This window comes from Mesorhizobium sp. M0239 (assembly GCF_040321815.1).
Taxonomy (GTDB): Bacteria; Pseudomonadota; Alphaproteobacteria; order Rhizobiales; family Rhizobiaceae; genus Mesorhizobium.
In genome coordinates, this window is the sequence record NZ_JAMYSG010000020.1 from 80336 (window position 1) to 99191 (window position 18856).

The window sequence follows — 18856 nt, forward strand, 5'->3', positions numbered from 1 at the left end:
ACCGATTGCCGCAAATGCCCGATTTACAGACAAACACGCCCGCGATTTAGCCAGCAGGGCTAATAAAGGCGGCAAATCTCATGCAACGCCAACGCCGGGCCAATACGGGCTGCGGCAGCGAAATCCATCCCGGGCAATACCTCGTCGTTGTTGACCTCCCCGTGCGACGAACTACCAGGTTCCAAGATTGTCATCTGACGATTTACTGACGGCTGCATACCAATACAGACCGCCGACGAAGACTGCTCTCAAAAGGCTTGAAAGACGATCCAGGTCCCGACGGCGGCCATCAACGCGCCTGAAACGCGCGGAATCAGCTGCCCGGTCGGCACCGTCTTCTCCAGCAGAACAAGGATGGCGATGCCGGCGATCCACAGCACGTTCATGACGCCACCGACGAACAACAGAGCCATCAGCGCCCAGCAACACCCCAAGCAATAAGCGCCGTGATCCATGCCGAGCCGAAGCGCGCCGAGCGGAGCGGAACGGAATCCGCCATGGCTGGCCAGGAACGCGATCGGTGCCTGACATTGGCGCAGGCAGACGCCCTTCATCGGCGTCCATTGATAGAGACCGGCGGCGATCAGGACGAGGCCGCCGAGGATCGCGCTGACGGTCGCCATCAAGGGATCGAGCAAGGCTAGACGGGCGAGAAGCCATTGCGCACCGGTCGCCAGGAGGCTGAAGACGACCCAGACGGCGAGATAGCCGGCAAAAAACCATCCCGTCGAAGCGATGGGCCGGCCATCCGCCCGCGCCTTGCGGCCGACACCGGCATAGAGCAGCAACATCGGCGCGACCGAAGGCGTCATCATGCCAACCATCATCACCGCCCACATCGTGAAGGTGAAAGCGAAATCGCCCATCGCCCAGGCCCGGAAGCCGGGCGCTATGGCGGCGCCCATATCCATGCCGCCCATATCCATGCCGGCCATGTCGCCGCCTCCGCCGTCCGGCAAAGGGGAGCCGGGCATGACCATGGTGGCGGCGAGCCACAGCACATAGGCCCAGGCGAGCACGGCGATCACGACGAGCGCGGCCGTCACGACCGCGCGATCGCGCCTCAGCACCGCCTCGAGGGCCGTATCGCCCATTGGATCAGGTCAATGCACGATGCCGCTCTGCGTGAGATGCAGATTGGCGAAATGGCTGTGCGTATCGGCCAGATCGAACTTGATCGGGCCCGTCGCCTTGGTCCAGCCGCGCCCGACCTCGGCGATCGCGTATTCGAAGCCGTGCGGCAAGTCGATGCGCGCCTGGTGCGCGGCGCCGGTGACCGGATTCCGGATCGGCTCGCCGCGACCGTCGGTTATACCCTCGACATGCAGCCGACTGGTTCGCGCGTCGACGTCGATCTTGAATTCGATCGGCGCGAAGATCGGATCGTGGAATTTCTCCAGCGTGGTCGAAAAGACCTGAAATATCGTTGCACCTGGCTCGGTGTCCAGACCGCCCAATATGCGAAGCAGCGCGCCACGTTGGGCTTCCGTCGCCCTCTCGTCGATGACCACCGCGGCTTCGCCCCCGCCCTGGTGTATGGCGCCGGGCCAGCTGAAAATCCCGACGAACCGCAACCCGTCGAGCTTGGTGTCGCCGTGATGGCCGCTCTCGATTTCCATGCCGGCGACCGCCTGGCAGAATCCGTATGTCGGCATGGCGTTGAACTGGCACGGGCAGCCATAGGCGCAGTTGCAGTTGATGAATTCGCTCGCCTTCATGGCCCATTTGACGTCCGGCATGGCATTCCTCCCTTGCCGCGCTCACGCTTCGTGAGCGCGATCCGGATCGTGGAGGACCAGAAGTCAACCGGCAGCAACCATCCGGCAGCATCTGATCGAAGCAATCCGGCGATTAATATTAGCCGACAATCATATACCATTCACCGCCGCCCACAATAGACCGATCGGCGGGGACAAGGGCTCCGAACACAGGTCAACAAAAAACCTGACGACAACCAGTTCGGCGGCGGCAGCAGCTTTTTGTGCCGGTAGCTTTTGTGCCTGTCGCTTTTCTTGATAGGAATTTTTTCTTGACTCCCTGCCCTCAGCTATGGTACATATTCGTCCATGGTGCTGGTTTGCGCCGATAACCCGCCGCACAGGCGGGTTTTTCGTTTAATACTCCGTCCCCGCATCGCTGTTTTTGCCGCGACGAATTGGCATATTCGAAGTCCGCCTCCTGGCGGGCGGTGGCTGTTGCACGGTCCATAGCGCCGCACTATGGCTAGCGGCTTATCAAACAAGGCGACGCAGAATGGCGAAAGACGGCAGCGAGCACGGCGGGATGGGCATCAACACGCGGCTTGCCCATTCGGGCAACAATCCGCACGACTATTTCGGCTTCGTCAATCCGCCGGTGGTGCATGCTTCGACCGTGCTTTTCCGCGACGCGGCTTCGATGGCGGCGCGAACCCAGAAATACACTTACGGCACGCGCGGCACACCGACGACCGATGCGCTTGCCCATGCCATAGACGCGCTGGAAGGCTCGGCAGGCACGATCCTGGTGCCGTCGGGCCTTGCGGCGGTGACGGTGCCGCTGCTCGCCTTCGTCTCGGCCGGCGACCATCTGCTGATCGTCGATACCGTCTATCATCCGACCCGCAATTTCGCCGACACGATGCTGAAGCGGCTGGGCGTCGAGGTCGAGTATTACGCCCCCGATGTCGGCGCCGGCATCGCGGCGTTGATCAAGCCCAACACCAAGGTGGTGTTCACGGAATCGCCAGCCTCCAACACGTTCGAGGTGCAGGACATCCCGGCCATCGTCAAGGCGGCGCACGCCGCGGGCGCCATCGTCATGATGGACAACACCTGGGCGACGCCACTCTATTTCCGCCCGCTCGACCACGGTGTCGACATATCTATCCATGCGGCGACCAAATACCCGGCCGGCCATTCCGACGTGCTGCTTGGCACGGTGTCGGCCAATGAGAGTTGCTGGACGCACCTCTACGAAAGCTTCTGCACGCTTGGCTGTTGCGCCGGGCCCGACGACGTCTACCAGGTGCTGCGTGGCCTGCGCAGCATGGGCGTACGCCTCGAACACCATCAGCGCAGCACGCTTGCGATCGCCTCCTGGCTCGAGGGCCAGAAGGGCGTGGCGCGCGTGCTCCACCCGGCCCTGCCCAGCCATCCGGATCACGCTCTGTGGAAGCGCGACTTTTCCGGCTCGAGCGGCATCTTTTCCATCGTTCTGGCCGGTGGCGGCCAGAAGCAGCAGCACGCCTTCCTCGACGCGCTGCGGATCTTCGGCCTCGGTTATTCCTGGGGCGGCTATGAGAGCCTTGCCGTGCCGGTCTGGCTCGGCGACCGCGTTGTTGCAAAAGCCCCCTATGAGGGTCCGTTGATCCGCCTGCAGATCGGCCTCGAGGATGTCGACGACCTGAAGGCCGATATTTCGCGCGGCCTGACCGCCGCAGCGGCAGCCTAAAGCGTGTCGCGCCTGATTTCAGGCGACCCGCTTCAGGTTTTGTTTTTGTGCATGTCGTTCTCCCAAAACCGAGGTCACATTTGGGCGACATGCACTAGCGGAATTCTATTCCCTAAAATTGCGATTTCGCGGATCAGTTTGGCTTTCAAATTCAACGATGCCGCGTCATTGCGGTGCAATCAGCACATTTTCGACTTCCCCTGGAATACCGGCAGAGTTTTCGACCCCATGGCTTTCCGCCTCTTTGTTCCCATTCTTGCCGGCGCGACGCTGCGTGAGCGTCTCGTAGCCTGTATCGGCGCAACGATCGGGATTGCACTCACCGGCGTGATCGCCAGCCTTGTGCTCGGCAACGGCCCGCACGTGCCGCTGCTGGTGGCGCCGATGGGGGCGTCGGCGGTGCTCCTGTTCGCCGTGCCCGCCAGTCCGCTGGCACAGCCATGGTCGATCATCGGCGGCAACACGATATCGGCACTTGTCGGCGTGATCGTGGCGCATTTCATCCACGAAACCGCCCTTGCCAGCGGCATCGCGGTGGCACTGGCCATCGCCGCCATGTCGTTCACGCGCTGCCTGCATCCGCCGGGCGGAGCGGCCGCGCTGACCGCGGTGCTGGGAGGGCCTGCCGTCATCAGCGCCGGCTTCCTGTTTCCATTCGTGCCGGTGGCGCTGAACTCGATCCTGCTGGTGACGCTCGGCTACGGCTTCCACAGGCTGGCCCGGCGCAATTATCCGCATGTACCGGTTGCAGCGCCGGCGAACAGCCACGGCACCGGCGACCCGCCGGCGCAGCTGCGCGTGGGCTTCCGGTCCGAAGACATCGATGCCGCGCTTGGCGCACTCGACGAGACATTCGATATCGATCGCAACGATCTCGACCGGCTGCTGCGGCAGGTCGAATTGCAGGCGATGGTACGCGCGCACAAGACCCTTCTGTGCGAGGATATCATGTCGCGCGATGTGATCTCGGTCGATGCTCACACCTCCACCGAGGCGGCGCGCCAATTGCTGCTTGACCACAACATCCGGACCCTGCCGGTCGTCAATGCGGAAGCCAGGCTGGCAGGCACCGTGGGGTTGCGCGAACTCACCCAGGCCTCCGGGACAGTCGGATCCGTCATATCACCCGCGGCAACAGCCGCCGCAGGTTTTGCCGCCATGGGTCTGCTGCCGGTGCTCACCGACGGCCGCAGCCATGCGGTCATCATCGTCGACGACGACAAACGGATTCTCGGGCTGATCACCCAGACCGATCTCTTGGCGGCCACGGCGCGCCTGCAGGCTGCCTGACAAGCCTTCACTCGCGCGGTAGGGTACCGCCGCCGGGCCCCGCGAAAAGTCTTCGGGAACCTTTTGCCGGCGACAGCGTCCAATCTCTCAATCGAGGTTCGGTCCGGAGATTGGGTTGAGGAAACTGGCCATGCCTGCTGTCTTGACGGCCGTGCCTTCTGCTGTGCCAGGCGAGATGCAGCTTGTGCGCCGCGCCTTGGCGCGCGACGACGATGCCTTCCGCACCATCATCAAGACACACAATCAGCGGCTCTACCGGATCGCGCGCGGCGTCGTGCGCAATGACAGCGAGGCCGAGGACATCGTGCAGGAGGCCTACGTCAAGGCTTTCGCCCATCTCGATGCGTTTCGCGGCGACTCCTCGCTCGCCACATGGCTGTCGCGCATCGTCATCAACGAGGCGCTTGGCCGCCTGCGCAAAAGGCGCAGAACGGTGGCACTGCCGGAAAATCCGCAAGCCGAGATCATCCGGTTCCCTCTCAACCCCAGCGACGATCCGGAACGGACGATGGCGCAAAGGCAGATCCTCCAACTGGTCGAACAGGCCACCGACAGCCTTCCCGACGTCTACCGGACGGTGTTCGTGGCGCGGGTGATCGAGGGGCTGAGCATCGAGGAGACCGCCGATCTCCTCGGCGTGCGGCCGCAAACCGTCAAGACGAGGCTGCACCGCGCGCGCGCCCTCGTGCGCAAGGCGCTGGACGACCAGATCGGACCGGTGCTGCTCGATGCCTTCCCCTTCGCCGGCCGGCGTTGCGAACGACTGACCAGCGCCGTGATGCGGCGGCTCGGGCTGGAAAGCTGACCCTCACCGGATTTCAGTTCATTTCAGCGGGAACGTTTGCCGCTGACCAGCATCCAATGAACGTCAACCGAAAAACACAGTCCGGCGCGATTTCAGCGTCCGGACGAAGGAGATGCCATGTCTATCCGACACACTGCCGCGCTCGCCGCCCTGCTGCTGCTTGGCGCGTCCCCGTTCGTACAAGCCGCCGACAAGCCGACCGATCCGCAGATCGCCCACATCGCCTACACGGCCGGGGTCATCGACGTCGAAGCGGCCAAGCTGGCGATCGAGAAATCGAAGAACAAGGAGGTCGTCGATTTCGCCAAGGACATGGTCCGGGATCACGAGGCTGTAAATGTTCAGGCGCTCGACCTGGTGAAGAAGCTCAAGGTCACGCCGGAAGACAACGCCACCAGCCAGGCGCTGACCAAAGCTGCGGCGGAGGAGCGGGCCAAGCTCGCCAAACTCGACGGCGCTGCCTTCGACAAGGCCTATGTCGACAATGAGGTCGCCTACCACAAGCAGGTCAACGGCGCGCTCGAAACCCTTTTGATCCCGTCGGCGCAGAATGCCGAACTGAAGAGCCTGCTGGAAACCGGCCTGAAGATTTTCCAGGGCCATGAGCAGCACGCCGAGCACGTCGCCGGCATGCTCAAGTAAGGACCGGGAGCATGCCGAAACGCCATCTGTGGATTGCGTTGGCGCTGGCCGTCGGTACCGTTCCGGCGCGAGCAGAAACCATCCAGGTCATCATCGACAGGCTGGTGTTCTCGCCAGCCAACGTCGAGGCCAAGGTCGGCGACACGATCGAGTGGGTGAACAAGGATGTGTTCGCCCACACGGCCACCGTGAAAGGCGGCTGGGAGGTGATGATCCCGCCGAAGAAATCCGCAAGCCTGACATTGAAGGCGGCGGGAAAGGTCGACTATTTCTGCCGCTTTCACCCCAACATGAAAGGCCGTTTGGTGGTGGCCCCCTGATCCAGCGCCAACGAGGCTCGCCTGGCCTCGTCGGGGCGCGCGATATGCGTCCACGAGTCGTCATAGCCCGGCTCGCGGCGTGCGATCCAGGCATCCAGCCCTTCGCGCAGATCGGCGGTCGGGGCCATGCGGGCGAACTGCTCGGCCTCGACAGCCAAGCCTTCGGCGATGCTCTGGTTGAGGCCGCGCGCCACTGCCGTGAGGATGCCGGCAATCGCCAGATCGGAGTGCCGCAGGATACGCCTGGCCAGGCCGATCGCGGCCGGCATCAACTCGGCATGCGGCACAACCTCGTTGACGAGACCCAGCTCAAGCGCCCGCGGCGGCGCAAACCAGTCGCCGGTCAACAGCAGTTCGAGCGCCCGCTTGCGCCCGGCGAGCCTGGGCAGGCGTTGGGTTCCGCCAAAGGTCGGCGGCATTGCAAGGCTGATTTCCGGCTTGGCGAACAAAGCGCGGTCGCTGGCGATGGCCAGCGGCACCGCCTCGGTGATTTCGCAACCGCCACCAAAGGCAATGCCGTTGACGGCAGCGATGACGGGTTTGCGAAACGCTTCCAGCCTTGCCGTCAGCCGCTGCCCGCGCATGACGAAATCACGCATCGCGACGTCGACGCCCACCGCCACGCTGGCCGAGAACTCATGAATGTCGCCGCCGGCCGAAAACGCCCGCTCCCCTGCTCCGGTCAGAATGACCGCACGAACGCTGTCATCGACATCAATGTCGTCAAGGACCGCAAGCAGGCGATCGATCAGGGCATAATTCAACGCGTTCAGCTTCTCCGGCCGGTTGAGGGTGAGGATGGCGATCCCATCCCGGGTTTCGTTAAGGACAAGATCGGTCATTGGCTCTTCCTTCTTCATCATGCTGATGACCGGAAGACTATGCCTCTTTCCGCTTGTGTATATTCACTAGTCGGTATACCTAAGCTCATGCCTGACACGCAAAGTCCTACCCGCAAACGCATTGTCGATGCCGCGACCAGGCTCTTCTATGCCGAAGGAATCGGTCGCGTCAGCGTCGATGCCGTCGCCGAGGAAGCGGGTCTCACCAAGCGCACGCTCTACTACCATTTCAAGAGCAAGGACGACCTCATCGCCGCCTATCTCGATGGCCGCGACCAACCCAATCTGAAGCGGATGGCTGGCTGGTTCGATGCTGCCGAAGGCGGCGCGGATCGCAAGGTCGAGGCGATCTTCACCAATCTGGCGAGGTCCGCTCGTCACCCGAAATGGAAAGGATGCGGCTTCCTGCGCACGGCCGCCGAACTCGCCTCGATGCCCGGACATCCGGCGGTCAAGGTCGGCGCGCGGCACAAGCTGAATTTCGAAACATGGCTGGCCGGCGCCTTGTCGGACCATAGCGTCGGCGAGCCGCCTGCCTTGGCACGCGAGATCGTGCTTTTGATCGACGGCTGCTTTTCGATCATGCTGATCCACCGCAACCCCGATTACATCGAGGCCGCCGGCCGCGCCGCGGCAACGCTTGTGCGGGCGCGAATTTCAGGCAGCCAGGCCTAAAGCGCGACGCGCTTTAAGCCTTTGGTTTTATGCATATCGTTGCCCCAAAATCGGGGCCACTTTTGGGCGACATGCATTAGAACCCAAACGCCAGCCATGCCGTGCCGGCGGCCAGCGTTATCAGCGTCAGCGGCAAGCCGACCTTGAAAAAAGCGCCGAACGACAGCGTCGTGCCGGCGGCCCGTGCCTGTTCGGCGACGATCAGATTGGCGACCGAACCCAGCAGCGTGAAATTGCCGGCCAGCGTCGAACTCATGGCGACGACCAGCCAGGCGCGCTCGGGATTTTCGAGGCCGGGTATGAAGGGTCGAAGCGCCAGCACGGCCGGGACATTGCTCATGATGTTGGAGAGCACCGCGGTGAAACCGGACAGGCGCCAGACGTCGCCCAGCCCGAGGTTCTTGGCCGAAGCGATCATGTCGGGCGAAAGAAGCGTCTTTTCGGCGCCGGCGACCACAACGAACAGACCGGCGAACATGAACAGCAGCGGACCGTCGATCTCGCGGTAGATGCGTTCCGGCTTGATCGCCCGGGTGAGCAAGAGGATGGCGCCGCCGATGAGTGCGGCCTTGGCGACGGGCACGCCGGCGAAGAAGGCGATTGCCAGTCCGATGCAGACCACCACCGCCTTCAGCACCTGCCCCTTGTGCATGCGGCCACGCGAGACTTCGGGCGTCAGTTGGACAGTGCGGGCGAATTCGGCCCGGAAGACGATACGGATGATGATGACGACCGCGACGAGGCCGAACAGGGCGACCGGAGCGAGCGCTGCCGAAAAGGCCGGATAGGAAATGCCCGACAGCGCGCCGATGACCATGTTTTGCGGATTGCCGGTGATGGTGGCGACACTGCCGCAATTCGACGCGGTGGCGGTGGCGATCAGATAAGGGATCGGGTTGCGCTTGATGATGCGGGTGACGTGGACGACGATCGGCGCCATGACGAGGCAGATGGCGTCGTTGACCAGGAAGGCGGACAACACGCCGGTCAGCAGCGTCACCATCACCAAAAGCATGAAGGGCGCGTGCGCGTGCTCGATGGCGATGGCGCCAAGGCCGCGAAAGGCGCCCGACACTTTCAGATGCGCCACCACGATCATCATGCCGAGCAGAAGCGTGATGGTGTCGAAATTGATCGCCCGGTAGGCATCCTCCATGCTGAGCGCGCCGATGGCGATCATCGCGGCCCCGCCGAGAAGCGCGATCCCCGCCCGGTCGAGGCGCAGGCCGGGGATGCGGCCGATGGCGACACCAGCGTAAGTCAGGATCAGGATCAGCAGTGCCGCCGCGCCTATCAATGTCATCGATAAGAAGTCCTGCCCTGTGGCGCGCCGCTGCCTGTCAGCCCCAATGGGCTGATTTGCGTGCCTGCTTTAGCGCGATGTCGAGATCGATGACAGACAGCCAGGCATGTTGTTGCGTCAAGCACCGCCCAAGGGATGACGTGCCGCTAACGCAGATAAAAATCCAGCCTTTGTCGCAGTGCCTGCGGTGAAAACAGCTGCTCGACGGTCTGCCGTGCCTTGAGGCCCACTGCCGCCCGCAGCGCCGGATCGGCTTTGAGATCGGCCAGGATCCGCGCCGCCTGCTGCGTCGTTTCGAACAAGAAGCCGTTTTCGCCATGCCTGATATGATCGGAATAGCCTCCATATGAATGGCAGACCACGGGCAACCCGCAGGCCATCGCCTCGAACACGACGCGACCGAAGGTTTCCACATGCCAACCGGTGCGATAATAAAACACGTCGAGCGTCTGCAGAAACGCTTCGGCGGAAAATTGGCCGGGTGGCAACAGCTCGAGTTGCGGATGCGGCATGAGGCTGCCCTTGAGCCCTGTCCCTCCCTGAATCCGCAAGGCTGTACCTTCGGCCAGCAATGTCTCGTAAAGGGGTATGTCATCGGGATGATGTTTGCCCGGCCCATCGCGGCTCAAGCGTCCGACGGTGAACGGACGATCCGAATCCAGACGCCGTGGTGAAAAACGTTCGATATCGATCGGAGACGGATGCACGGTGCCATCGATTTGGAGCATCCGTCTCTGAAAATCGGAAATCAGCACCAGTTCGGCGTCGGGCCAGTTCAGCATGCGGGGCATGCGCCTCGTCAGCGACATGATTTTCGGGTGAAAGGTATTGAAGACATAGATCAGCCGGCGCGGCCGCGGGATCAGGTAAGGCCACATCTTGTTGCGCCAATGCGAGCCGAGAAAGACGTAGGTACCCCCATTCGGTACATCCCACTTCGACAGTGAGACGCGGCGAATCGGGAAATTCCGCATCAACTCGGCGGACACACTGGAGGAGGTTGCCCACAGATGCACTTCGGAGTCGGCACTCAACAGCCGGTGCAGTTCCAAAGCTTCAAGGTCACTGCCGCCGAAGGGATCCTGAAAGCCGTTGAACAGATTGAGCATGATCGCTGCGCTTTGCCCTGCCTGGCCGGTTGTTTGCCGCGAGTGAAACCCGGCCGTTGCTGTACTACCCCACCAGGGCTATCGAGGGCGTTACTAATGCAGAGCATGGCTAGTGCCGCTGCGGCAAATTGCCCTGAACATAGAGGGACTCCTCATCTAATATTCCATGCTAGAAAATAGAGATCATCTATTTAGTAATTTGATCGAATTTATCGAATATTCAACTATTTATGCGTATTCAATCGGTTTTTTCAAATATACGAAGAGCGTCACAAGCCGCGCTTCCTACGCGTTCCCGCCTGTCTCGCTCCTCTTCGATCGCGCGCACCGGCAGTAAGCGCCGCCCCAAGCCTGCGGAGCAGTTCATCAGTCATTACGGCGAGCAGACCGAAAACGGCTAGGTCATGCACCTGTATCCGGGAAATGGATAGGCATCGACAGAGCGGTAGAGCTAGTTGGTCTTAGATCGGAGGTTAGGCCGCCGGAAAGAGTAGATACTGCTCCACTTGCCATTGGAAATCGGCAACGCTATAGCCTCCGGATGAGAGAAACGATCTACAGCAAAAAATTCTTTGCCGATCGAGCAGAGGAAGTCGGAATTGCCAGGATAATTCTGAAACAAGTAGTAGATATTTTGGAACCAGCTTCGATTGTTGACCTGGGAACTGGCGCAGGATCGTGGCTCGCCGCCGCTAAGCAACTAGAGATCAACAATGTACGAGGTCTCGACGGGCCATGGGTTCCAAGAGAACTCCTCCTGATTGCCGAAAGTGAATTTCTTGCCGTTGATCTGGAGAAACCTCTCCCTGATCTGGGCCGATTTGACATGGCTATTTGTGCGGAGGTGTTGGAACACATATCCGAAGCGGCGTCTCTCAAAGCCGTGAAATGGCTTTGTCAAAGCGCCCCAGCCATTCTGTTTTCCGCTGCTGTGCCGCACCAAGGCGGGACCAATCATGTCAATGAAGCTTGGCATAGTACGTGGGCTCGCCGGTTCGAGATTCACGGATTCAAGACCTATGACATAGTCCGTCCCATGATATGGGCCGATAGTCGAATTCCTTTCTGGTATCGCCAGAACCTCCTCTTGATGGCGAATGACGAGGCGGGCGAAAAACTATGTCGTGATCCAGCAAACCCCGATTATCTCAACTTTGTCCATCCAGACACCTATCTCGACAGAAGCAACCGAGTGATCCACCTGGAGAGCAAAAGGCTGAACAGCAGATTGCGGGCGTTGCGGCGGAAACTATTTGGTTAGGCCAGTCATTCCGGGCACGGGGGAATGAATTCCGAATCAAGATAAAAGCAGTAGCTATAATCGCACATAGCCTTTGGGGGGGCATCGATGAAATGCATGGTCATCAACCTTGATCGATCTCCGGATCGACTTGCCCATGTCACAGCTGAATTCGCGAAGATTGGTGTTTCGTTCGAACGGGTTCGTGCCGTTGACGCGTTGCATCGACTGGGATTGGCCGAGACTTCACCGAGTTTAACTCCTACCGAAGCGGCCTGCCTTATGAGCCACAAGGTTTGCTGGAAAATCATCGCGGATGGTGATGATGCCTTTGGTGCGATCTTCGAAGATGATATCCTGTTGTCCGATGCGGCTGGCCCGATGCTTTCCGATTGTGGATGGGTTCCGGCCGATGCCGATATCATCAAGCTGGAAACCTACTTGAGGAAGACAGTCATCGGGATGAGGCGCAATTTCGTTGACCGTGCATTTTCAGTAGCCAGACTATATAGCTTCCACATCGGAACGGCCGGCTACATCCTTTCGAAGCAAGCAGCGCGAGATCTGATCGTCCGAGATCTCGATGCGCCCGCCGATCACGTTGTCTTCGACCCGTCGCTTCCAACGTCATCAAGTAAAACCATTTACCAAATCTTGCCCGCGCTTTGCGTGCAAAGTGATATTGTGCTCGAGAAGTCCGTCGCGTTTACCAGCCTTCTTGGTGAGGAGCGGCTGGTGAAATCAGTGGCAAATTCTTCGCCCAAGAGGAAACCCACCGAAAAGCTCGCGGTCGAAACGAGGCGAATAGGTCGGCAGATTTTCAATATCTGCCGCCTCAGGCACCAGAAGACTATCTCTTTTGGCGTGATGACGACAAAGCGAAAGCGCCGTCTGCTCGACAGCCTGCACAAATCCACGTGCCGTCCGAGCGCTGAAGGCTCTTATCCCCAACCGTGACGGGCCGACCACTCAACGTAGCGGCAGCCAGGTTGATGAAGCTGCCCTCAATGCACGGTGGCGACCCCGGGCGCAGGCGCCGGAGACGTTCCGGCCGGATCGAAGCTGACCTGATCGCGTCCGTTCGACTTGGCTGTGTAAAGCCTTTTGTCGGCAGCGGAGAAGATTTCCTCATAGGTGATCGGGCCGGTAAAGCTTGTGCCGCCGATGCTGACGGAAAGCGGACAAGGCCTGCCGCCGGGTGAGAATTCCATCTCCCTGATACGCCGGCGGATGCTTTCGGCAACCACCCAGGATTGCGAGGGATCCACGCCGGGCAAAAACACCCCGAATTCTTCGCCGCCGATGCGGCCGACGATATCGCCGCCACGAAGTTGCCCTTTGATCGCCTGCGCTATCAGTTTGAGCGCCTGATCGCCGCAATCATGACCCAGGCGGTCATTGATCGACTTGAAGTGGTCGGCGTCGATGATCAGTAGCGCGCCCGAACGGGTCTGTTCCTGCTTTCGGGTCTGCTCGAGATAGGCTTCGACCAGCATCGAGAAGGCGCCACGGTTCAGCACCGCCGTCAGGCTGTCGGTCGCGGCAATGACGCTGAGATCGCGCTGCGCGATGGCCAGCTGGCGAATCTTCCACATCAGGAAAAACAGAAACGAACCACCCAGCACCAAAGGCAGCATCAGGTCGGTCATCTGCGCCCGCCACACGGCCTCGGGCGAAAGATAGGGAAAATTGAAGGAATCGACGAAGAACGCCACGGCAATGAAGAATGCCGTACCGACTGCCGTGACAGCGATCACCCTGCCCCAGCTCGTCGGCGACAGATCGAGCTTCATCGCGTTCAACTCCGTTAGCCGTCGCTACTATGACGCACCAACCCCAACAAATTGATAAGACTTTCCCTCCAATTCGATATCGGGCGGCGGAACCAACCCGCCGGGCCTGTCGATGACTTGCGACAGACGCCACAAGACGGCCGCTGGAAAGCAGCCATCCTGTTTCAGAGCTTGAAGGCGTGGGCCAATTGCCGGCCGAGCAAGGGCAAAACGGCGCGCGAAGCCAGACCGCTCGTCGTCAGTTGAGCGTCGGCTCACTCAGCGCATCGACGACAAAGGATGCCGCGATCAGGTCGTCGGCATCGAGGCGTAGGGAGCCTCCGTCGCCTCCCATGGCTGAAGCCACTTTTTGAAAGGTCTTCATTTCATATTCCGTGATCCGGGCGTCCTGCATCCTGGCCTTAAGATCGGCGATGCGCCGATCCAGAGCCGAAGATATGCCTATTTCTCGCTTCGACATGGCAACACTCCTCCCCACCCTTGTTTGCCTCCCGCCTGTCCACTTTTATATGAGGGTCCGCGAATACAGCGGGCCGAACGCGCCGTGCGCGGGAAGGTTCCGAAAAGGCAGAGTAACGAAATAATACGCTGGCCCCCAGCCGACTGCCCGGCCACGCTAAATCCCCTCATCACCATGACAGAGCTGAACAGCTTGCGGTATTTACCGCTGTCGTGGCGTTCCTGGATGGAAAGAGGTGATTCCGTGACTTGCTATATAAGGCATAGCTAATCCTTGACGCCAGCCGGATGCCGCCCCAGAATCAGAAGCATGGCAATAAAGGTCGGCGACGAAGTGGCGGTCATGGCGACGGTGCTGAAGCGCGTCACGGAAGACCGCGTCAGCGTGTCGATCCCCGGTTACGATTTTCCGCATTCGGTCATTGGTCCAGCGACCAAGCTGACCGAGGGCCAGCCGATGGAATTATCCGGCGACGTTACGCAGATCGAGGGCGACAAGGTCACGGTGTCGTTCGGACAATGGTCACCGTGGGTCTGGACAAGGTGCACCTGGTGCAAAGCCATCTCCCGCCGAAGCGAAGGGATCTGAGGATGTGAACACGCGAAGCTCCACCGTCTCAGGGATCCAGCCCCTTACGTCCCAGCAGTGCAGAGCCGCACGAGCGATGCTGAAATGGTCGCAGGTGCGACTCGCCGCGAAGTGCGGCCTTAGCGAAGGAACGATCGGCAGTTTCGAGAGCGGACGAAGGATTCCGAGTTCGGCCAAGCTGGCTGCCATCCGTCGAGGGTTGGAGGCAGCGGGCGTGGTTTTCATCGATCAGAAGGTTGCGAGGACCAAGAGCGGTCCGCCTCGTCAAACTATCGGCGGAACATAATTTAGATATCGCTGTTAGATCCCAAACGGGAGGCGCGCGATGTTCAAAGGTGAAATCGGCATTGTTTCGGACTGGTCGAAATTGGTGGCGGACGATCCTCTGATCGCCGCCGATATTGCCCAGCGTCTTTCTCTGCTCGCTTGCAATGACAACACTCCCGCTGCCGCCGACGGCCCGTCGCCCGGCACCGAAACATTTCGAAATCCCCACTTTGCCGGCCTCGCGACACCCGCCGAATATCCTCGCCCGATCGTGCTTCTAGCCACGATCTATGCGTCGACGGTCCTGGGGGTAACGCTGCTTCTGGCGGCGGCGGTTTGAGCGCACGAGGCCTGGTGACGCTCTCTGAAAGCCCATGTCTCTGGTATAAACCGCGACCTATGTGTCCGGAATGGACCCGAAAGGCTTTGGCGATCCCGACAGGATTCGAACCTGTGACCATCGGCTTAGAAGGCCGGTGCTCTATCCAGCTGAGCTACGGGACCGCTGGCCGGCCTTTGGACCGGCTGGATATTCTGGCGCTGGGCGCCGTTCAATGCGTCCAGGGCGTCCTGCGGTCATAGCGGAAATTCTCCGCATAGGAAATCTGGCGGCGCTTGGTCTCTTTCGGCTCTTCGACGCGGAAAGCGAGCCCTTGCTTTTCGGCGTAGGCCACCGCCTCTTCCCGCGTGTCGAAGCTAAGCCTGATCTGGCTTCTCATGTCTGCCGACGTCGTATAGCCCATCAGCGGATCGATCTTCTTGCGCGTCTCGGGATCGAATTCCAGCACCCAGTGGCCGGTCTTGGCCTTGCCGGACTGCATCGCGGTTTTGGCTGGGCTGAAAATGCGCGCGGACATGGCCACCTCGTTCTTGTGCAAGGCAGCATCGCCACCCTTCGCCCGTCATTACTGCGCAATGCGCACGGCGGCAAGGTTTTTGCTCTCGCGGGTTTTTGCACTTGCCATGCACCACCGAAATGAATAGGCAACAGACCGTTCGGAGTGTAGCGCAGCCTGGTAGCGCATCTGGTTTGGGACCAGAGGGTCGGGAGTTCGAATCTCTCCACTCCGACCATCCCCTCACAGCCCAATGCCCGGCGCAGCCATATGCTCACTTGCTCCGGCTCCGGTCGTGCATCCGGCGGCCGCGGGCCGGTTCGGCAACAGGGGGTTCAGATGCTTGGAATCGATGCCTGGGTGTCGCTTTTCGGACCGGCCTACTTTGCCTATGCCGGCGTCACCGTTCCGTTCATGGTGACGTGGGCAATTGCCTGCGCCGCGCTGGCGATGTGGAACAACCGTGAAAGCCGCAGACAGGCGAGGCAGGCCCCAGGCGCTGTCGTCTCCCGCTCCTGGCGTATCAGTATCGGAATGTTTGTGCTGGTCGCCGCGGGCTATATCGCCGTTCACTCTGCCGTCTACCTCGCGGTCCGTCATTTCGCCAGAATGTGGCTCTGAGACTGGCCTCTCGGCTAAATCTCGAATTCGCCCTGCCCTTCGTCCATGGCGTTGACGGTTTCGGCTGCCAGCGCCCTGGTGATCGGGGTCTTGCGTTCGAGCGCGGTCCGGTCGAGCCGCTCAACCACGCGCATCGCTGTCGCCAGCGAGCGCTCGATACGGCGGACCAGATACTGCACGACATGCGGTTCGACCTCGATCTGACGGTCGGCGAAGAGTTTTGTGATGACGCCGGCGAGCAGGAGATCGTCGGGCTCATGAATTTCCACTGTCGCGGCCGCTTTCAGCCGTGAGGCGAGATCAGGCAGCGTGACGCCCCAGGCGGACGGGAAGCGGCGCGCCGTCAGGAGCAGCGTCGACCCGGCACCGCGCACCGCATTGATCAGATGGAACAGGCCCTGTTCATCGACCGCGCCGGTATCGACATCGTCGATCAGTGCCGGCCGCGCGCCGAGATTGGCAATGCTGTCGCCGATGCGCCTGGCGTCGACCGCCACCGCATCGGCACGCGCGCGCCAGATCGAGGCCAGATGCGTCTTGCCCGAACCCGCGGGACCGGCCAGCACCACCACCGGCGATGGCCAGTCCGGCCAGCGGTCGACCAGCGCCACCGCCTGGTTGTTGGTGCCGGAGACGACGAGTTCGTCGCGCGAATAGCCGGTGCCATGGCCGAGATCGAGCGGCAACTGGCGTGGCGGGTCGGTTGGCTGGGCAGTCACTTCAGCGACGCGGTTGCGTGCGGTGGCCGCCGCCGCGATCGGCTGGAAGCTGCGGCACAGGTGCCGCGCCGCGGCCCTTGTAGAGCGGCGATTCGAGATAGCGGGCAATGGCGAACCGCACCAGCACGGCGACGGCCGCAGAAGCCGGCACCGCGATCAACAAGCCGACGAAGCCGAACAGCGCACCGAAGGCAAAAAGCGAAAACATCAGCCATACCGGGTGCAGGCCGACGCTTTTGCCGACCAGCCGCGGCTGCAGGATGTTGCCCTCGATGAACTGACCGATGAAGAACACGACCGCGACGGCGACGATCATCGTCCAGTCCGGCCAGAACTGGACGAAGGCGACGCCGACGGCCAGCACCAGCCCGGTCAGCGAGCCGACATAAGGGATGAAGGAAATCAGCCCGGCGAACAGGCCGATGAGGATGCCGAAATTCAGCCCGGTCAGCGTCAGCCCGGTGGCATACATGGCGCCCAGCACCAGGCACAGCGTGCCTTGGCCGCGCACGAAGCCGGCGGTTGCGGTGTTGATGTCACGCGCGATGGCGCGCACGGTCGCGACGTTGTCGCGCGGCACCCAACCGTCGATGACCGCCACCATGCGGTCCCAGTCGAGCAGCATGTAGAAGGCGACCACCGGCGTCACCACGAACAGGCTTACCACCGAGACCAGCGCCATGCCGGAACTCCACAGCGAGGTGAAGACGGCGGTGATCAGGCCGAAGCCCGAGGTCAGCAGCGAATTCAGCCCGTCGCGCAAGCTATTGGCGTTGACGCCGAACTTCTGTTCCAGCCATTTCGGATCGAACGAGGTGATCAGGCTTTGCAGCCGGGTCAGATATTCCGGCAATTTGCCGGCGAAATCGGCCATCTGCGTGGCCAGAACCGGAATGAGGATGACAAAGGCCAGCACCAGCACGATGAGGAAGGTGATGAGGATGACCACCGTCGCCATGAAACGGGACAGGCCGAGCCGCTGCAGCCGGTCGGCAACGGGATCGAGGAAATAGGCAAGCACCATGCCGGCGACGAAGGGCAGCAGGATGGCGCTGAAAACATAGAGGAAAAGCGCCAGCAGCGCGGCACCGGCCAGCCAGAAGAAGATCTGGCGGCGAAAGGTCGCGGACGCGGCGGTGTCGGCGGCCGCGGCCTCGATCGCTGCCGCTTCTGTCTCAGATGTCCGGAGTGGAGCCTTCGCCATAGCCGCTCATGTGCCTCAGCCAAGTCACGAGATAGGCTGCGGCCGAAGCCACGGTCAAGACCCCGGACAGCAATATGAGAACTGACCTCAGCGGGTCGAGGTGAACGGCAAGGGCAAGTTCTCCCAGCACAAGCGCGGCCAGCACGATCTGGATCGCGGTGTTGGCCTTCGACACGAACAACGGTTTCATCTCGACCGGATGGGTCATGACGGCGGACAACACCACCGCGCAGACGATCAACGCGTCGCGCGACACCATGATGACGACAAGCCACAGCGGCAATTGCCCGATGAAGCTCATGACAACGAACACCGAAACCAGCAGCAGCTTGTCGGCCACCGGGTCGAGATAGGCGCCGAGGGTGGATTGCTGGTTGAAACGGCGGGCGATGAACCCGTCGACGCCGTCGGAAATACCGGCGACGAGGAACCCGGCAAAAGCCCAGTCCCAGCGCGTCTGCAGCATCGCCAGCACCACCGCCGGCACCAGGACAAGGCGCAGGATGGTGATCAGGTTGGGGATGGTCAAATGCTTGGCACCTCCTCTTGGTCGGAGATAGATGATGAAGATGGTGAGTGGCAACAAGGGAGAAGCTGCCGATCTCCCCGCATGGGAGAGCGGTTTTCAGCCTGGCTTTCGCCAATCACGAGCCCCTACGCGCGCCCTGTCCACGGTTTTGTAGGTCGAGATGGCCGTTATCCTTGCGGAC

Annotated in this window: 23 protein-coding genes and 2 tRNA genes; 13 read left to right on the plus strand and 12 right to left on the minus strand. The window is 61.3% G+C overall.

The window, feature by feature from the left end:
- Nucleotides 1-248: 248 nt before the first annotated feature.
- Both NKI99_RS21420 and NKI99_RS21425 read right to left on the minus strand, forming a co-directional pair.
- The gene (locus tag NKI99_RS21420; RefSeq protein ID WP_352611853.1) at nucleotides 249-1094 is read right to left on the minus strand and encodes a DUF2182 domain-containing protein; all 846 of its coding nucleotides are present in this window, start codon (nucleotides 1092-1094) and stop codon (nucleotides 249-251) included.
- 9 nt (nucleotides 1095-1103) lie between these two features.
- On the minus strand, nucleotides 1104-1739 hold the full coding sequence (locus NKI99_RS21425) for a DUF1326 domain-containing protein (RefSeq protein ID WP_352611854.1): 636 nt from the start codon (nucleotides 1737-1739) through the stop codon (nucleotides 1104-1106).
- 514 nt (nucleotides 1740-2253) lie between these two features.
- On the opposite strand from NKI99_RS21425, the gene NKI99_RS21430 reads away from it, so the two are divergent.
- The 5 genes from NKI99_RS21430 to NKI99_RS21450 all read left to right on the plus strand — a co-directional run bounded on the left by NKI99_RS21430 (nucleotide 2254) and on the right by NKI99_RS21450 (nucleotide 6489).
- Complete coding sequence (locus NKI99_RS21430; RefSeq protein WP_023814116.1) at nucleotides 2254-3432, plus strand: cystathionine beta-lyase; 1179 nt, start codon at nucleotides 2254-2256, stop codon at nucleotides 3430-3432.
- A gap of 228 nt (nucleotides 3433-3660) precedes the next feature.
- Nucleotides 3661-4722, plus strand: coding sequence for an HPP family protein (locus tag NKI99_RS21435; protein WP_352611855.1), 1062 nt, complete (start codon nucleotides 3661-3663; stop codon nucleotides 4720-4722).
- Between the two features lie 130 nt (nucleotides 4723-4852).
- Nucleotides 4853-5527, plus strand: coding sequence for an RNA polymerase sigma factor (locus NKI99_RS21440; protein ID WP_352611856.1), 675 nt, complete (start codon nucleotides 4853-4855; stop codon nucleotides 5525-5527).
- A gap of 117 nt (nucleotides 5528-5644) precedes the next feature.
- Entirely contained in the window at nucleotides 5645-6169 is a 525-nt protein-coding gene (locus NKI99_RS21445) for a DUF4142 domain-containing protein (RefSeq protein ID WP_352611857.1), read from the plus strand.
- Between the two features lie 11 nt (nucleotides 6170-6180).
- A complete protein-coding gene (locus tag NKI99_RS21450; protein WP_352611858.1) occupies nucleotides 6181-6489 on the plus strand; it encodes a cupredoxin domain-containing protein in 309 nt (102 codons plus the stop codon).
- On the opposite strand, the gene NKI99_RS21455 is transcribed toward NKI99_RS21450, so the two are convergent.
- Nucleotides 6450-7331 (minus strand): crotonase/enoyl-CoA hydratase family protein, encoded by an 882-nt coding sequence (locus tag NKI99_RS21455; protein WP_352611859.1) that lies wholly within the window; start codon nucleotides 7329-7331, stop codon nucleotides 6450-6452. The two genes, NKI99_RS21450 and NKI99_RS21455, sit on opposite strands and share 40 nt — an antisense overlap.
- Nucleotides 7332-7418: 87 nt before the next feature.
- On the opposite strand from NKI99_RS21455, the gene NKI99_RS21460 reads away from it, so the two are divergent.
- A complete protein-coding gene (locus tag NKI99_RS21460; RefSeq protein WP_352611860.1) occupies nucleotides 7419-8006 on the plus strand; it encodes a TetR/AcrR family transcriptional regulator in 588 nt (195 codons plus the stop codon).
- A gap of 76 nt (nucleotides 8007-8082) precedes the next feature.
- On the opposite strand, the gene NKI99_RS21465 is transcribed toward NKI99_RS21460, so the two are convergent.
- Nucleotides 8083-9309, minus strand: coding sequence for an anion transporter (locus NKI99_RS21465; RefSeq protein ID WP_352611861.1), 1227 nt, complete (start codon nucleotides 9307-9309; stop codon nucleotides 8083-8085).
- Nucleotides 9310-9455: 146 nt separating this feature from the next.
- Complete coding sequence (locus tag NKI99_RS21470) at nucleotides 9456-10418, minus strand: glycosyltransferase family 4 protein (protein WP_127289140.1); 963 nt, start codon at nucleotides 10416-10418, stop codon at nucleotides 9456-9458.
- Between the two features lie 541 nt (nucleotides 10419-10959).
- Between NKI99_RS21470 and NKI99_RS21475 the strand changes: the two genes are divergently transcribed.
- Together NKI99_RS21475 and NKI99_RS21480 are read left to right on the plus strand one after the other, a co-directional pair.
- The gene (locus NKI99_RS21475; RefSeq protein ID WP_127289142.1) at nucleotides 10960-11679 is read left to right on the plus strand and encodes a methyltransferase domain-containing protein; all 720 of its coding nucleotides are present in this window, start codon (nucleotides 10960-10962) and stop codon (nucleotides 11677-11679) included.
- A 96-nt stretch (nucleotides 11680-11775) separates the two neighbouring features.
- The gene (locus NKI99_RS21480) at nucleotides 11776-12615 is read left to right on the plus strand and encodes a glycosyltransferase family 25 protein (RefSeq protein ID WP_352611862.1); all 840 of its coding nucleotides are present in this window, start codon (nucleotides 11776-11778) and stop codon (nucleotides 12613-12615) included.
- 47 nt (nucleotides 12616-12662) lie between these two features.
- Here NKI99_RS21480 and NKI99_RS21485 read toward each other — a convergent pair whose 3' ends face one another.
- Complete coding sequence (locus NKI99_RS21485; RefSeq protein WP_023814104.1) at nucleotides 12663-13451, minus strand: GGDEF domain-containing protein; 789 nt, start codon at nucleotides 13449-13451, stop codon at nucleotides 12663-12665.
- Between the two features lie 238 nt (nucleotides 13452-13689).
- A complete protein-coding gene (locus tag NKI99_RS21490) occupies nucleotides 13690-13911 on the minus strand; it encodes a hypothetical protein (RefSeq protein ID WP_023814103.1) in 222 nt (73 codons plus the stop codon).
- Between the two features lie 309 nt (nucleotides 13912-14220).
- On the opposite strand from NKI99_RS21490, the gene NKI99_RS21495 reads away from it, so the two are divergent.
- Genes NKI99_RS21495 through NKI99_RS21505 form a run of 3 tightly spaced genes read left to right on the plus strand, consistent with a single transcriptional unit; the run spans nucleotide 14221 to nucleotide 15106 of the window.
- Nucleotides 14221-14499, plus strand: a complete 279-nt coding sequence (locus tag NKI99_RS21495; protein WP_352555348.1) for a hypothetical protein — start codon at nucleotides 14221-14223, stop codon at nucleotides 14497-14499.
- 4 nt (nucleotides 14500-14503) lie between these two features.
- Complete coding sequence (locus NKI99_RS21500) at nucleotides 14504-14785, plus strand: helix-turn-helix domain-containing protein (RefSeq protein WP_031213538.1); 282 nt, start codon at nucleotides 14504-14506, stop codon at nucleotides 14783-14785.
- A 39-nt stretch (nucleotides 14786-14824) separates the two neighbouring features.
- Entirely contained in the window at nucleotides 14825-15106 is a 282-nt protein-coding gene (locus NKI99_RS21505) for a hypothetical protein (RefSeq protein ID WP_023812589.1), read from the plus strand.
- 87 nt (nucleotides 15107-15193) lie between these two features.
- Here the strand turns inward: NKI99_RS21505 and NKI99_RS21510 are convergent.
- Nucleotides 15194-15270: transfer RNA gene (locus NKI99_RS21510), tRNA-Arg, on the minus strand.
- Between the two features lie 47 nt (nucleotides 15271-15317).
- Nucleotides 15318-15623 carry an ETC complex I subunit gene (locus NKI99_RS21515; RefSeq protein ID WP_023812590.1) on the minus strand — a complete coding sequence of 102 codons (306 nt, stop codon included), beginning with the start codon at nucleotides 15621-15623 and terminating at the stop codon, nucleotides 15318-15320.
- Between the two features lie 140 nt (nucleotides 15624-15763).
- Here NKI99_RS21515 and NKI99_RS21520 point away from each other — a divergent pair.
- Together NKI99_RS21520 and NKI99_RS21525 are read left to right on the plus strand one after the other, a co-directional pair.
- Nucleotides 15764-15840 (plus strand) — tRNA-Pro (locus tag NKI99_RS21520).
- A 101-nt stretch (nucleotides 15841-15941) separates the two neighbouring features.
- Nucleotides 15942-16223, plus strand: coding sequence for a hypothetical protein (locus NKI99_RS21525; protein ID WP_352611863.1), 282 nt, complete (start codon nucleotides 15942-15944; stop codon nucleotides 16221-16223).
- Nucleotides 16224-16237: 14 nt separating this feature from the next.
- On the opposite strand, the gene hdaA is transcribed toward NKI99_RS21525, so the two are convergent.
- From hdaA to NKI99_RS21540, 3 genes are read right to left on the minus strand one after another with little or no spacing between them, the layout of a single operon-like run.
- Nucleotides 16238-16942: a DnaA regulatory inactivator HdaA gene (gene hdaA, locus NKI99_RS21530; protein ID WP_023812592.1), complete on the minus strand. Its 705-nt coding sequence runs from the start codon at nucleotides 16940-16942 to the stop codon at nucleotides 16238-16240.
- Between the two features lies 1 nt (nucleotide 16943).
- Nucleotides 16944-18146 carry an AI-2E family transporter gene (locus NKI99_RS21535; RefSeq protein ID WP_352611864.1) on the minus strand — a complete coding sequence of 401 codons (1203 nt, stop codon included), beginning with the start codon at nucleotides 18144-18146 and terminating at the stop codon, nucleotides 16944-16946.
- Nucleotides 18118-18675 (minus strand): CDP-alcohol phosphatidyltransferase family protein, encoded by a 558-nt coding sequence (locus NKI99_RS21540; protein WP_352611865.1) that lies wholly within the window; start codon nucleotides 18673-18675, stop codon nucleotides 18118-18120. The genes NKI99_RS21535 and NKI99_RS21540 overlap by 29 nt, the downstream gene beginning before the upstream one ends.
- Between the last annotated feature and the right edge of the window lie 181 nt (nucleotides 18676-18856).